The 13,331-nt window shown below is 66.1% G+C and carries 12 protein-coding genes; 2 read left to right on the top strand and 10 right to left on the bottom strand.

Translation table 11 applies throughout. The annotated features are described in order from the left end of the window. Positions 1-417: 417 nt before the first annotated feature. Positions 418-1,074: a glutathione S-transferase family protein gene (locus A9975_RS33875; RefSeq protein ID WP_183036554.1), complete on the top strand. Its 657-nt coding sequence runs from the start codon at positions 418-420 to the stop codon at positions 1,072-1,074. Positions 1,075-1,142: 68 nt separating this feature from the next. On the opposite strand, the gene A9975_RS33870 is transcribed toward A9975_RS33875, so the two are convergent. Continuing rightward, the gene (locus A9975_RS33870) at positions 1,143-3,179 is read right to left on the bottom strand and encodes an acetoacetate--CoA ligase (RefSeq protein WP_183036553.1); all 2,037 of its coding nucleotides are present in this window, start codon (positions 3,177-3,179) and stop codon (positions 1,143-1,145) included. Between the two features lie 115 nt (positions 3,180-3,294). After that, a complete protein-coding gene (gene ubiD, locus A9975_RS33865) occupies positions 3,295-4,824 on the bottom strand; it encodes a 4-hydroxy-3-polyprenylbenzoate decarboxylase (protein ID WP_174422593.1) in 1,530 nt (509 codons plus the stop codon). A 632-nt stretch (positions 4,825-5,456) separates the two neighbouring features. Here ubiD and A9975_RS33860 point away from each other — a divergent pair. Continuing rightward, entirely contained in the window at positions 5,457-6,524 is a 1,068-nt protein-coding gene (locus tag A9975_RS33860; protein ID WP_183036552.1) for a lytic transglycosylase domain-containing protein, read from the top strand. A gap of 89 nt (positions 6,525-6,613) precedes the next feature. Here the strand turns inward: A9975_RS33860 and A9975_RS33855 are convergent, their stop codons facing one another. From A9975_RS33855 to A9975_RS33820, 8 genes are all read right to left on the bottom strand, one after another. Beyond that, complete coding sequence (locus A9975_RS33855; protein ID WP_174422591.1) at positions 6,614-7,795, bottom strand: pyridoxal phosphate-dependent aminotransferase; 1,182 nt, start codon at positions 7,793-7,795, stop codon at positions 6,614-6,616. A 162-nt stretch (positions 7,796-7,957) separates the two neighbouring features. Then, positions 7,958-8,479, bottom strand: coding sequence for a transcription antitermination factor NusB (gene nusB, locus A9975_RS33850; RefSeq protein WP_150984095.1), 522 nt, complete (start codon positions 8,477-8,479; stop codon positions 7,958-7,960). Further along, positions 8,472-8,975 (bottom strand): 6,7-dimethyl-8-ribityllumazine synthase, encoded by a 504-nt coding sequence (gene ribH, locus A9975_RS33845; protein WP_150984096.1) that lies wholly within the window; start codon positions 8,973-8,975, stop codon positions 8,472-8,474. The genes nusB and ribH overlap by 8 nt, the downstream gene beginning before the upstream one ends. A 66-nt stretch (positions 8,976-9,041) precedes the next feature. After that, the gene (gene ribBA, locus A9975_RS33840; protein WP_043348572.1) at positions 9,042-10,154 is read right to left on the bottom strand and encodes a bifunctional 3,4-dihydroxy-2-butanone-4-phosphate synthase/GTP cyclohydrolase II; all 1,113 of its coding nucleotides are present in this window, start codon (positions 10,152-10,154) and stop codon (positions 9,042-9,044) included. Positions 10,155-10,411: 257 nt separating this feature from the next. Next, complete coding sequence (locus A9975_RS33835) at positions 10,412-11,041, bottom strand: riboflavin synthase (protein WP_183036551.1); 630 nt, start codon at positions 11,039-11,041, stop codon at positions 10,412-10,414. 84 nt (positions 11,042-11,125) lie between these two features. Continuing rightward, complete coding sequence (gene ribD / locus A9975_RS33830; protein ID WP_183036550.1) at positions 11,126-12,244, bottom strand: bifunctional diaminohydroxyphosphoribosylaminopyrimidine deaminase/5-amino-6-(5-phosphoribosylamino)uracil reductase RibD; 1,119 nt, start codon at positions 12,242-12,244, stop codon at positions 11,126-11,128. A gap of 60 nt (positions 12,245-12,304) precedes the next feature. Beyond that, complete coding sequence (locus tag A9975_RS33825; RefSeq protein ID WP_183036549.1) at positions 12,305-12,865, bottom strand: GspH/FimT family pseudopilin; 561 nt, start codon at positions 12,863-12,865, stop codon at positions 12,305-12,307. A 7-nt stretch (positions 12,866-12,872) separates the two neighbouring features. Beyond that, positions 12,873-13,322 (bottom strand): type IV pilin protein, encoded by a 450-nt coding sequence (locus tag A9975_RS33820; RefSeq protein ID WP_183036548.1) that lies wholly within the window; start codon positions 13,320-13,322, stop codon positions 12,873-12,875. Positions 13,323-13,331 lie beyond the last annotated feature (9 nt).

Below are 13,331 nucleotides of genomic sequence, written 5' to 3'. Positions count from 1 at the left end.
GGAACGGGGTGATCTGTTCTGGTTCGTATGCGGCGCAAGCGCCGCGCGCGAACTGCGCGCGCGGATCTTCGCCATTACATCTGCCTCATGCTGGTGCTGCCCGGCGCACCGTGCCGGTGCCGCCGTGGCTGGCGCATTTTTAACCGTGAAATGGCGCGCCTGATGCGTGCCTGAGCGTGCCTGTTCCGGCTGCGGCGTATGTTTGTGCGCCACATCGAGGTAAGAGCGAGGTAAGCGCAAGCTGCACCGATGTCCCCGCCATGATGTAGTACAAATTCATAGTAGAAGCAGCGAGCACAAAGCGCACAACGCATAGCGCGACACTGCAGCGAGAGATACGGGCGCACCGTCTGCTGGCACACAGACGGCGGAAATCGCCCGCCGTGCGACGGCTTTTCCAGGTGGCAAGGAGGCGGGATGGCAAGGACGACACTCACCATCAGCAGTAAAACGTATTCATCGTGGTCTCTGCGCGGCTGGCTGCTGGTGCGCTTCGCGGGACTGGAATTCGAGGAGGTGCTGGTGCCCCCCGATGACGCCGCGGCGCGCGCGGAAATCCTGCTGCTGTCGCCTTCGATTCTCGTTCCCCGCTTGCTGCACCAGGGCGTGACCGTGTGGGACACGCTGGCCATCGCCGAGTATCTCAACGAGGTCCGCCCGAAGGCCGGCCTGCTGCCCGATGACCGTGCCGCACGCGCGCATTGCCGCGCCATTTGCGGCGAGATGCATTCGGGCTTCGCTGCCTTGCGCGCGGCGTTGCCCATGAACTTGAAGGGGCACTTTCCTGGCTTCAAGGTGTGGTCGCGCGCGCAGGCCGATATCGACCGCATCGTGCAGATCTGGACCGAGTGCCTGACGCAATACGGCGGCCCCTATCTGTTTGGCGAAACGCGCACCATGGCCGATGCGATGTACGCGCCGGTGGTGACGCGCTTCGTGACCTACGGCGTGATGCTGGATCCGGCGCCGGTGGAGTACTGCAAGCAGATCCTCGCCATGCCGGAGCTGCAGGAATGGATCGTCGCGGCGAAGAAGGAACCGGACGAAATCAGCGAACTCGAAGTGGAGTTCTGACCGTCCTGCCAGGAGGAAGAAGAGGGCGCATCGCGGCGTTCAAGGCTGCGGTGCGCCCTTTCTTTCGTTCACGCCGCCGCGGACTCGCTGGCGCGCGCCGCGATAAATCGCTCGGCGTAAGCGAAATACCAGTCCAGCGTTTCCGGGTTGGCCATGGCGTCGCGGTTGGCGATCTTGTCGGGCGCGTGGCCCAGCAGCAGCTTCTTGATGGGTACTTCCATCTTCTTGCCCGACAGCGTGCGCGGCACGCCGGGCACCTGCAGGATCTCGTTGGGCACATGGCGCGAGGACAGCGCGCTGCGGATGCGGGCGCGCATGGTGTCACGCAATGCATCGTCCAGGGCCATGCCGTCGCGCAGCACCACGAACAGCGGCATATACGAGTCGCGCCCCAGGTATTCGAGGTCCACCACCATGCTGTCGAGCACTTCGGGCAGGTCCTCCACCACGCGGTACAGCTCGCTGGTGCCCATGCGGATGCCGTGCCGGTTGATGGTCGCGTCCGAGCGGCCGTAGATGATGGCGCCGCCGTGCGCGGTGATCTTGATCCAGTCGCCGTGGCGCCACACGCCGGGATAGGTGTCGAAGTAGCTGTCGCGGTAACGCTGCCCGTTCGTGTCGCCCCATAGGAACAGCGGCATCGACGGCATCGGCGCCGTGCAGACCAGCTCGCCTACCTCACCCACCAGCGCATTGCCCACCTCGTCGAAGGCTTCGACTTTAGCGCCCAGGCAGCGGCACTGCATCTCGCCCGAGTAGACCGGCAGGATCGGGCAGCCTGCCACGAACGAGCCGGCGAAGTCGGTGCCGCCGCTCATCGGCGCAAGCCAGATGTCCGCGCCCACGTGGCGGTAGATCCAGTCATAGGCCTCGGCTGGCAGCGGCGAGCCGGTCGAGCCGAGCGCGCGCAGCCGGGAAAGGTCGGCCACGCGCGCGGGCTCGATCCCGGCCTTCATGCCGGCCGTGAAGAACGCCGCGCCCGCGCCAAAGGCGGTGACGCGCGCGGCATCCACGAAGCGCCACAGCACGCCGGCGTCGGGCCAGGCGGGATTGCCGTCGTAGAGCGCGATGGTGCTGCCCAGCAGGAGCCCCGCGATCTGCGCGTTCCACATGATCCAGCCACTACTGCTGTACCAGTGGAAGACGTCGTCCGGCCCGAGGTTGTTGTGAAACGCCATCAGCTTGAGCTGCTCGATGACGATGCCACCGTGGCCGTGCACGATGGGCTTGGGCATGCCGGTGGTGCCGGAGGAGTAGACGATCCACAGCGGGTGATCGAATGGCACGGATTCGATCGCCAGCGGTACGCGATGCGCCAGCACCGCCTGCCAGGCGTGGCGACGCACGTTGGCGGGAAGGAGGATGGCGTCGGGGGCGGCATGCGCATCGGTGTGCTCGCCCGGCACCAGTACCAGGTCGGTGAGCGAGGGCAGGGCGGCGGCCAGGTCGGCCAGCACTGGCGCCCGATCGTAGGCCTTGCCGCCATAACGGTAGCCATCGACGGCGATCAGCACCTTAGGTTCGATCTGGCGGAAACGGTCGCTTACCGCCACCTGGCCCATGTCGGGCGCACAGCCCGACCAGATTGCGCCAAGGCTGGCGGTGGCCAGGAAGGCGACAACCGTGGCGGGGATGTTCGGCAGGTAGCCCGCCACGCGATCGCCGCGCGCCACGCCCATGCCGCGCAAGGCGTGGGCCAGCGAGGCAACCTGCTGCTCCAGCCCATCCCAGCTCAGGTCGGTGACCGCGATGGATTCACCGGCGTAGCGGATGGCCGTGCGCTGGCGCGCGGCGCCGCTGCCGGCATGGCGGAACACCTGTTGCACGTAGTTCAGGCTGGCGCCTTCGAACCAGCGTGCGCCGGGCATCTGCGCGCTGCCGAGCACGCGCTCGGCAGGGGTATCGAAGCGCAGGTCGAAGTAGGCGCGGATGGCGTCCCAGAAGGCTTCCAGGTCGGTCACCGACCATTGCCACAGTGCGCCGTAGTCGGCAAAGGCGAGGCCGCGCTCGCCCTCCAGCCAGCGCATGAAGTGCGCAATGCGGCTGCCGTCGCGGAACGCCTGCGACGGCGTCCATCTCAGTTGCCCTTCTTCAAGGGTAGTCATGTCTCCTCCTCGGGTCCGTCTCGCGCGGACGTGCGGATGGGTTGCGATGCGGTTTTGGTGTGATCTTACATGCTGCCCGCCATCACGCTTCCATCACGCTTCCATCACGCTTCCATCACGCTTTGGCGCGGGCCTCGAACAAGGCGTCCCACATGCCGTCGACCCGGGCCTTGACCGCGGCATCCATCTGGATCGGCCGGCCCCATTCGCGAGTGGTCTCGCCGGGCCATTTGTCGGTGGCATCGATGCCCATCTTCGAGCCCAGCCCTGACACCGGCGAGGCAAAGTCGAGGTAGTCGATCGGCGTGTTCTCCACCAGCACGGTGTCGCGCGCGGGATCGACGCGGGTGGTGATGGCCCAGATCACTTCCTTCCAGTCGCGCACGTCGACGTCGTCGTCCACCACCACGATGAACTTCGTATACATGAACTGGCGCAGGAAGCTCCAGACGCCGAACATCACGCGCTTGGCGTGGCCAGCGTACTGCTTCTTCATGCGCACCACGGCCATGCGGTAGCTGCAGCCCTCCGGCGGCAGGTAGAAGTCGGTGATCTCCGGGAACTGCTTTTGCAGCAGCGGCACGAACACTTCATTGAGCGCCACGCCAAGCACCGCGGGTTCATCGGGCGGCTTGCCGGTATAGGTGGAGTGGTAGATCGGATCGCGCCGCATGGTGATGCGGTCGATGGTGAAGACGGGGAACCAGTCCTGCTCGTTGTAATAGCCGGTGTGGTCGCCGTACGGGCCTTCCAGCGCATGCTGGTAGCCGGATGGGTGATCCGGGTCGGGCTGGATGTGGCCTTCCAGCACGATCTCGGCCGAGGCCGGCACGCTCAGCTCGGACAGCGTCGGCGTGATGCAGCCGGCTAGCGCGGTGCGGCTGCCGCGCAGCAGGCCCGCAAACTGGTATTCGGACAAGGTGTCGGGCACCGGGGTGACGGCGCCGAGTATGGTGGCGGGGTCCGCGCCCAGCGCCACCGCGATCGGAAACGGCTTGCCGGGGTTGGCCAGCGCATGCTCGCGGAAATCCAGCGCGCCGCCGCGATGCGCCAGCCAGCGCATGATGACCTGGTTGCGGCTGATCACCTGCTGGCGGTAGATGCCAAGGTTCTGGCGCTTCTTGTGCGGACCCTTGGTGATCACCAGGCCCCAGGTGATCAGCGGCGCCGCGTCTTCCGGCCAGCACGTCTGGATCGGCAGGCGTGCCAGATCCACGTCGTTGCCTTCCCACACCACCTCCTGGCAGGCCGGACTGCTGACGCGCTTGGGCGCCATGTCCCATACCGATTTGACGAGGGTGAACAGCTTGCCGGCTTCGCGCAAGCCACGGGGTGGCTCGGGTTCCTTGAGTGCCGACAGAACGCGGCCGATGTCGCGCAGGTCGGCCAGGCTTTCCGCTCCCATGCCGAGGGCTACCCTGCGTGTCGTGCCGAACAGATTGGCCAGTACGGGCACGCTATAAGTCTGACCAGGCCGATGGGGATCGCTCGGGTTTTCGAACACGACTGCCGGTCCGCCCGCTCTCAACAGCCTGTCGCAAATTTCGGTCATTTCGAGGTTGGGCGACACCGGCGCACCGATCCGTTTCAGTTCGCCAAGGCCTTCCAGTTGGCCCAGGAAATCGCGCAAGTCGTTGTATTTCATGATTTATTCGATTGAGGCGCAGGCGCGTTAGCGCACCCGTCCATGCAAGTTGTGTGATGCAATATTCACATTAATGTGATGGGACACAAAAAAATCGCCCCAATTTGTATGTCCAAATTGTAAATTTTTTGACTCTGCCGCGGTCGGCAAGGATGGCCTCCATGCTTTGCCAGTACTGAGTTTCAACCAATGGCGGGGGCACGGAAGTGCGTCAAAGACCCTTGTTACATATAACTAAAAGCTTTGTTTATCGGAAACGTTATTCTTGACGATGTATAAAAGGGTTCCTACAATCCGGTTCTGCTCGTTGGAGTGTTGCGGTGCAGCACATGTTCTTCCGCCCTGTCAAGGGCATTAGTGGGGAATTATCCATATCTGATCATATGAGCGGATGCGTCTGAGCAGGACGGATTCGATCGATCGCCCCGGCCGTGGCCGGGTGCTTTGAGTAGTTCGCGGCAGGGCAGGCTCCCCCAAGAGCCTACCCTGTTTCTCGTTGGGCGCATGGGGAGCGCCCACCAACAGGTGCTGGACGTCTTTGCTGGGCGGCGCGGCATCCTTACTTGAATACGCGGTCAACGGGCGTGCGGCGCAGCAGCGTGGCACGAAGCGGACAGCGGATGGAGGTAAGTATGAGTGGTTGGAAAACCCTTCATCTTCCCGGAGTCGGACGGGCATTGCAGGTCCGTTTCAGACACCCGGTACCCGGAGTGAGTCGGGCATTGCAGGTCCGCCTTGCGCATCCGGTCGCTGGCCGCGCTTTACGCAGCGGTCGCGCAACATTGAAATATGCCCTGAACAGTCTCGGGGTTGTGTCTGTAGTCGCTGCGGTATCGCTGTCTGTCAGTCAGGAATGGCGTACGGCCCTGGCCGGTGCGCTGGCTGGCGAGGAAGCGCCTGCGGTATTGATGGAAGCGGCAGTGCCAGCCTCCACGGCCGATGTGGCCGCGGCCAAGCTGGGCCTGACGATGGCGCAGGCCAAGCCGGCGGGATTGCCGACCGTGTCCGGCACGGACGACTGGGGCCAGCAGCCCGCGGGCAAGGTGCCCTCCGTGGCTCACCTGGCGGCGCAGATCCCGGCGCAGCGCGTGGCGCTGGATGCACGTAACCCGGCCACGCTGGGCAGCGCGCGTGAGCAGGCTGTGGTGGCTGAGTACATCGCGCGCAAGTATCGCGTGGCGGCGCAGGCCACCGCGCAACTGGTCAAGGCCGCATACCTGACAGGGCGCGAGGTCGGCATCGATCCGCTGCTGATCCTGGGCGTGATCGCGATCGAGTCCAGCTTCAATCCGTACGCGGAGAGCGGCGTGGGCGCGCAGGGCCTGATGCAGGTGATGACCAAGGTCCATCAGGACAAGTACGAGGCCGTGGGCGGCGTGGCAGCCGCGCTGAACCCGTACGCCAACATCAAGATCGGTGCGCTGGTGCTCAAGGACTGCATCGCCCGCGCCGGTTCGCTGGAAGGCGGCCTGAAGTATTACGTGGGTGCGGCGACCACCAACACCGATGGCGGCTATGGCGCCAAGGTGTTGGCAGAGCGTGCCCGCCTGCGCCAACTGCCGGGCGTGCACAGCGTCGCGGCTGAGCCGGTGTCGGCCAAGCCGGAAGTGACTGCGGATGCCAAGGCACAGGCCGAGCGTCATCGCGGCACGGCTGGCGACAAGCTGGAAGCGGCAGGCAACGTTCCGAAAAGCGCTTGATCCCGGGATCCGCGTATCTCGGCAGCGCCGAAAAAAAAGCACCCTTCGGGGTGCTTTTTCCGTTGCATTGACCGCGCTCTGGCCGGCGTTCAGGCGAAGAACTTGCCCAGGCGCGCCATGGCCTCCTCGATGTTTTCCATCGAGGTTGCGTAGGAGATCCGGATATAGTCGCTCGCCGTGTATGGACCGAAGTCCTGGCCCGGCACCAGCACCACGCCGGCATCGTGCAGCATGGCCTGGGTCAGGGCATCGGCATCGCCGGCGGACGGGTGGTTGACGCCGCGGCAGTCCGCATACACATAGAAGGCGCCATCCGGTTTGACCGGCACCCGCAGGCCCAGCGATTCCAGCGCCGGCACGATGGCATCGCGGCGACGATGGAACTCCGCCTTGCGCGCGTCGTAGATCGCCAGCGCCTCGGGGGAGAAGCAGGCCAGCGCGGCGTGCTGGGCGACGGCCGATGCGCAGATGAACAGGTTCTGCGCCACTTTCTCGAAGGCGCCTACCAGTTCGTCCGGGACCACCAGCCAGCCCAGGCGCCAGCCGGTCATATTGAAGTACTTGGAGAAGCTGTTGACGGTGATCACGTCGTCGTCGAGGCTCAGCGCTGATACCGGCGGTGCATCGTACGACAGCCCCTGGTAGATCTCGTCGACGATGGCAAAGCCCTGGCGCGCCCGCACGGCCTTCAGGATGCGCGCCAGTTCGTCCGGCAGGATCGAGGTGCCGGTGGGGTTGGAGGGCGACGCCAGCAGCACGCCGCGGGTCTGCTCGCCCCAATGTGTCTCCACCTGCTCCGCCGTGAGCTGGAAGCGCTGGGCCGGGCCGCTCGGAATCATCTTCGCGCGGCCGTCGAAGGCGGCAACAAAATGCCGGTTGCAGGGGTAGCTGGGGTCAGGCATCAGCACTTCCGCGCCAATCTCCACCAGCACGGCGCAGGCCAGCAGCAACGCGGCCGAGGCGCCGGCGGTCACCACCACGCGGCGCGCAGGGATATCGATCCCGTACATGGTCTTGTAATAGCCGGCGATGGCCTCGCGCAGCGGCGCGATGCCCAGCGCGCCGGTGTACTGGGTGACGCCGCGGCGCATGGCGGCCTCGGCGGCCCGCACCACGGGCTCGGCGGCCGTGAAATCGGGCTCGCCGATCCCCATGTGGATGATGTGGCGCCCGGCACGCTCGAGTTCGGCGGCCTGCTTGGCCAGCTCCATCACGTGGAAGGCATCGATATTGGCTAGACGGGAGGCAGTGGCGAGGCGCTGCAGATCCATGGTGGGATAGGCTTGGTGGGCCTGGTAGGTGGGTTGATGGGTGTTAGGCTGCAGTTAAGCCGCAGTTGGGCGGGTGTTGGCCGCGGTAGAAGTAAAAACACCCGCCGGAGCGGGTGTCGGTACGGCAAGCGTGGCATCGTGAACGGCGCCGGTTGCTGTCGTTCAGCGTCGGGCGGCCAGTTCCGGCGCGCGCACCTTGGCGGCCAGCTTGTCCAGCACGCCATTGACGTACTTGTAGCCTTCGACGCCGCCGAAGGTCTTGGTCAGTTCCACGGCTTCGTTGATGACAACCTTGTACGGGATGTCCACGCAGTGGATCAGCTCGTAGCTGCCGATCAGCAGGGCCGCGCGCTCGACCGGCGACAACTCGCTCACCGGGCGGTCCAGGAACGGCTCGAAGGCACCCGTCAGCCGGGTTTCTTCGCGGATCGCGCCATTGAGCAGTGCATCGAAGTGCTCGCGGTCAGCCTTGTTGAAGCCCTGGGCGTCGTGCAGGTGGGCCTGGATCGCATCGGTATCGTTGCGGTTCAGCAGCCACTGGTACAGGCCCTGCAGTGCGAGTTCGCGCGAGCGGCGGCGCGCGCTCTTGGGCGCAGCCTTGGGCTCGGCCTTGGCGACGGGCTTCGCGCCGGCGTCGTCCGCCGGCTTGCCGGCTGGGTTGCTGCTCTCGGGCGCGTCACTCATCGTCGTCCTCGTCTTCATCCGCTTCCTGGCTGCGCAGCGAATCCAGCGCGGAGACCAGGTTGGCCATTTCCACCGCGGCGCGGGCGCAGTCGCGGCCCTTCTCGCGGGTACGGGCATGGGCCTGGGCGTCGGTGTCGACGGTCAGGATGCCGTTGGCGATGGGCACATTGAAGTCCAGGCCGACGCGGCTGATGCCGGCGCCCGATTCATTCGACACCAGCTCGAAGTGATAGGTCTCGCCGCGTACGACCGCGCCCAGCGCGACCAGCGCATCGAACTGGCCGCTTTCAGCCATTTTTTGCAATGCCAGCGGGATTTCGAGCGCGCCCGGCACGGTCACCACCAGGGTGTCCTCGCCTTCGATGCCCAACTTTTCCAGTTCGGCGACGCAGGCTTCGAGCAGTTCGGCGCAAACCGGTTCGTTGAAGCGCGCTTGCACGATGCCGATGCGCAGGCCTTCACCTTCGAGGTTGCTGGGGTAGAAACCGTGATCCATCTTATCTTCTCCTGGGTTCGGGGTGGCGGCCCGCGATAGGCTCGCGGCCGCCGTGTATCCGGTAGTTCAGTTAGCCTGGCCGCCGCTCATGGGCTGGTAGCCAGTCACTTCAAGGTCATAGCCGGTCATGCTCGGCATTTTCAGCGGCGATGCCAGCACGCGCATCTTGCCCACGCCGAGATCCTTGAGGATCTGGGCGCCGGTGCCGTAGGTGCGCAGGTCCGGCTTCACGCGCGGGCGGTTTTGCGGCGCGTCGAGCGCCGAGAACTGCGTGAACAGCTGTTCAGCCGTGTCGCCGCAGTTCAGCAGCACCATCACGCCATGTTCGGACTGCGCAATGGCCTCGAGCGCGGCGGGCACGCTCCAGGAGTGCGTGGTACGCGACACTTCCAGCAGGTCCAGCGTGGAAAGCGGCTCGTGCACGCGCACCAGCGTTTCGCGATCAGCCTGGGGGTTGCCCTTGACCAGCGCCAGGTGGGCGCGGCCGCTCGGCTTGTCGCGATAGATGATGCTGTGGAACGTGCCATATGGCGTTTGCATGGTGCGCTCGCCGGCGCGCTCGATGATGCTCTCGGTACGGCTGCGGTAGTGGATCAGGTCGGCAATGGTGCCGATCTTGATGTCATGCTCTTGCGCGAACTCGATCAGGTCCGGCAGGCGCGCCATGGTGCCGTCGTCCTTCATGATCTCGCAGATCACCGCGGCCGGCGTCAGGCCAGCCAGGGCGCCCAGGTCGCACCCGGCCTCGGTATGGCCGGCGCGGATCAGCACGCCACCGGGCTGGGCCGTCAGCGGGAAGATGTGGCCGGGCTGGACCAGGTCGGCGGCACGGGCATCCTTGGCCACCGCGGCTTGCACGGTACGGGCCCGGTCGGCCGCCGAGATGCCGGTCGTGACGCCTTCGGCTGCCTCGATCGACACCGTGAAGTTGGTGCCGTGCACCGTGCCGTTGCGGCTCACCATGGGTTGCAGCTCGAGCTGGCGGCAGCGTTCGGCGGTCAACGTCAGGCAGATGAGGCCCCGGCCGTACTTGGCCATGAAGTTGATCGCCTCCGGTGTGACGAAATCGGCAGCCAGGACCAGGTCACCCTCGTTCTCGCGGTCTTCCTCGTCAACCAGGATGACCATGCGGCCGGCACGGATTTCGGCAATGATTTCTTCTGTACGGGCGATTGTCATAGCTGCAGGCTGGGAAGCTGGCTGGAGTTTGGGCTGGAATTCTGGCTGAATTTCGGGCGGGATGGCTTGCTGGCCGGCTGCCGCTTCGGGGTATACCGGCTGGCCGCGGCAGCGGTCTGGCCCAATATTGTACGTCAACCAGGCGCCGCGGGGCGCGCGGCGCCGGCAGGGCCAATGCAGATGGCCCTCCGTGCGGCGGCGGACGGCGGAAAGTCAGGTGGCCTTGGCAGGCCGCCTGGGTGCCGAGAAGACGCGTGTCAGGCGGGTTTTGGCGCGCTCAACATCCGCTCCACGTACCGCGCGATCAGATCGATCTCCAGGTTCACGCGCGTGCCGGGCTTCAGGTCCTGCAGCGTGGTGACCTCGATCGTATGGGGGATCAGGTTGATCGAGAACGTGCAGCCGCCTTCATCGTCGATGACCTTGTTGACCGTCAGCGACACGCCGTTGACCACCACCGATCCCTTGTAGGCCAGATAGCGTCCCAGCTCGCGCGGGGCGCGCACGCGCAGTTCATGCGACTCGCCCACCGGCGCGAAGTGGGTGACTTCGCCAAGCCCGTCGACATGGCCCGAGACCAGGTGGCCGCCGAGGCGGTCGGCCAGGGTCAGCGCCTTTTCCAGGTTGACCCGGCCGGGCTTGTCCAGGCCAGCGGTCTTGTCGAGCGATTCGCGGGAAACATCGACGTCGAATGCGTCGCCGTCCAGCGCGATGACCGTCATGCAGGCACCCTGAATGGCGATGCTGTCGCCAAGGATGACATCGGACAGGTCCAGCCCGTTGGCACGGATGCGCAGGCGCACACCGGCATCGGCTGCGGCTTCGCTGGCGCCCAGCGGGGATACGGTTTCGATGCGGCCGACGGCCGCGACAATGCCAGTGAACATGATCGATGCTTGATGCAATGGGAAAACACGCATGCTAGCAGGTGCGCAGCGGATTCGTTTTGCGCGCGGCCTGCCGTCAGGCGATCAGACGTGATCGGCGCGGCGCGCGATCAGGCGCAGGTCTTCGCCGATCATGCGCACGTCGTGCCAGCGAAAGGCGGCGGCGTCCTGCAGCCGCGCCAGGGGTGGCAACTGGAACATGCCTTGTGCGTCGCCCAGCAGCTTGGGCGCGAGGTAGATCAGCAACTCGTCTGCGCAATGCTCGCGGATCAGCGATCCGTTGAGCTTGAGGCCGGCTTCCACGTGCAGTTCGTTGATGCCGCGCCGGCCGAGTTCTTCCAGCATGTGGCGCAACTCCACCTTGCCGTGCGGATTGGGCAGCACTACCACTTCCGCGCCGCGGGCTTCCAGGGCGCGACGGCGCGCGGCATCGTCAAAGGCGCAGAACACCAGTACTGGCTTGGCAAAGTCGCCGGTGTCCGGCGTCAGCAGGCGCGCGTCCAGGGGAATTTCCAGCCGGGAATCCACCACCACGCGCTGAGGCTGGCGCGGCGTGTCCACGGCACGCACATTGAGCTGCGGGTTGTCGTCGCGCACGGTGCCGATGCCGGTCAGGATAGCGCTGGCGCGCGCGCGCCAGGCGTGGCCGTCGTCGCGCGCCGCCTGGCCGGTAATCCACTGGCTGCTGCCGTCGTGCAGCGCGGTGCCGCCATCGAGCGAGGCGGCCACCTTGACACGCACCCAGGGCAGGCCACGCGTCATCCGGTTGACAAAGCCGATGTTGAGTTCGCGTGCTTCTTTTTCGAGCAGGCCGCAGCGTACGTCCACACCAGCTTCGCGCAGCCGCTGCAAGCCACGGCCCGAAACCGTCGGGTTCGGGTCCTCCATGGCGGCCACCACGCGCGCGATGCCGGCGCGCACCAGCGCGTCCGCGCAGGGCGGCGTCCGGCCAAAATGGCTGCAGGGCTCGAGCGTGACAAAGGCCGTGGCGCCCTTGGGATCGTTCCCGCGCGCCGCGGCGTCCTTGAGTGCCTGGATCTCGGCGTGATCCTGCCCGGCGGGCTGGGTGAATCCCTGGCCGATGATCATGCCGTCCTTGGACAAAACGCAGCCAACGCGCGGGTTGGGCGTGGTGGTGTACATGCCACGCTCGGCGAGCGCGAGAGCCTGTGCCATGGCTGCGTGGTCGGTATCGGAGAACATGAGGCCTGGTGCTTCCTGCCGCGCGGGCGGTGAGTTGGATATGGTTACAGTCATCAGGTGTCAGGGCGGCTCGGACTGTGCGAGGCCGTCGCAATCGGCATCCTGCCCCGGCGTGCACAAGCGGACCCGGCCGTGGGCACCGAGCCTTAGCTGCCGCTGTTCGCCCCGGCAGGTCACGGTGAAGGTGGCGGCGAGGAACCCGCCTTGCTCTGAGCGAGAGTATCCCACAGCTGTCATGCGCAGCGTATTGCTGCCTTGCGCGGTCGAGCGCAGGGCGATCCGCAGGCAGGCGTCGCGCAGCTCGACGACAGCAAGCAAGCCGGCGTTGTCCTGGCCCGGCTCGTCTCCCGGCTCCAGTGCCAGCTGCCAGCCGTGGTCCAGCGACGAAGCACCCGGCAAGGGCCTCAGTACCACGTCGGATCGCCGGGCTACGGCGGCCGATCGCGCCACCGCCAGCGAGCCGGCCAGGCGGTCTGCCGCCAGCATCACCTGCTGGCGCGCCTGCAAGCGCTGCCAGGACGGCAAAGCCAGCGCCGCCAGGATGGCCAGCACAGCCACGCAGGTGAGGAGTTCGGCAAGCGTTGCACCGCGACGCGAATGCCGGTGCCAGAGCCGACGCACGGCCGTCTCAGCACGCCTGGGGCAGCGGTACTGGCTCCGCGGCAAGGGCGGGCTGGGCAAGCCACTCGCCGGTGCTGCGCAGAATCAGCGTGCCGCATGACGCATCCGGCGTCTGCGGCACGGCGCGCAGCTCCACGCAATGCGCCAGTCCGCTGCCCGGGCAGGCACCGGCATTGATCCAATGACGCGGGCGCGCTGCCTGGGCGGGCACCGACTGCGGCCATTTGCCGGCCACCGTTGCGCCCCCCGGCTGGGCGGCGAAGCTCATGGTGGCGAGCGCGTGGCGCTCCAGGTCCAGCATCAAGCCGATCAGTGCGCTGCGTGCCTCGGCGCGCCTGCCGCGTTCCATATGCTGGTGCCAGGCAGGCATCACCATTGCCATAAGGATGGTGGAGACAGTCAGCGCGATCAGCAACTCGAGCAGGGTGAAGCCGGTCGGGCGGTGGCAGGGTGTCATGCAGGGGGC

The organism is Cupriavidus sp. UME77, from assembly GCF_014170355.1.
GTDB classification, from domain to species: Bacteria; Pseudomonadota; Gammaproteobacteria; order Burkholderiales; family Burkholderiaceae; genus Cupriavidus; species Cupriavidus basilensis.
The sequence above is the reverse complement of the archived record's forward strand: the minus strand, read 5'-3'. Positions and strand labels throughout refer to the sequence as shown.

Excerpts from the sequence above, each read along its gene's own strand:
- A9975_RS33875 (WP_183036554.1), top strand. The coding sequence starts at position 418 with ATGGCAAGGACGACACTCACCATCAGCAGTAAAACGTATTCATCGTGG.
- A9975_RS33870 (WP_183036553.1), bottom strand. The coding sequence starts at position 3,179 with ATGACTACCCTTGAAGAAGGGCAACTGAGATGGACGCCGTCGCAGGCG.
- ubiD (WP_174422593.1), bottom strand. The coding sequence starts at position 4,824 with ATGAAATACAACGACTTGCGCGATTTCCTGGGCCAACTGGAAGGCCTT.
- A9975_RS33860 (WP_183036552.1), top strand. The coding sequence starts at position 5,457 with ATGAGTGGTTGGAAAACCCTTCATCTTCCCGGAGTCGGACGGGCATTG.
- A9975_RS33855 (WP_174422591.1), bottom strand. The coding sequence starts at position 7,795 with ATGGATCTGCAGCGCCTCGCCACTGCCTCCCGTCTAGCCAATATCGAT.
- nusB (WP_150984095.1), bottom strand. The coding sequence starts at position 8,479 with ATGAGTGACGCGCCCGAGAGCAGCAACCCAGCCGGCAAGCCGGCGGAC.
- ribH (WP_150984096.1), bottom strand. The coding sequence starts at position 8,975 with ATGGATCACGGTTTCTACCCCAGCAACCTCGAAGGTGAAGGCCTGCGC.
- ribBA (WP_043348572.1), bottom strand. The coding sequence starts at position 10,154 with ATGACAATCGCCCGTACAGAAGAAATCATTGCCGAAATCCGTGCCGGC.
- A9975_RS33835 (WP_183036551.1), bottom strand. The coding sequence starts at position 11,041 with ATGTTCACTGGCATTGTCGCGGCCGTCGGCCGCATCGAAACCGTATCC.
- ribD (WP_183036550.1), bottom strand. The coding sequence starts at position 12,244 with ATGTTCTCCGATACCGACCACGCAGCCATGGCACAGGCTCTCGCGCTC.
- A9975_RS33820 (WP_183036548.1), bottom strand. The coding sequence starts at position 13,322 with ATGACACCCTGCCACCGCCCGACCGGCTTCACCCTGCTCGAGTTGCTG.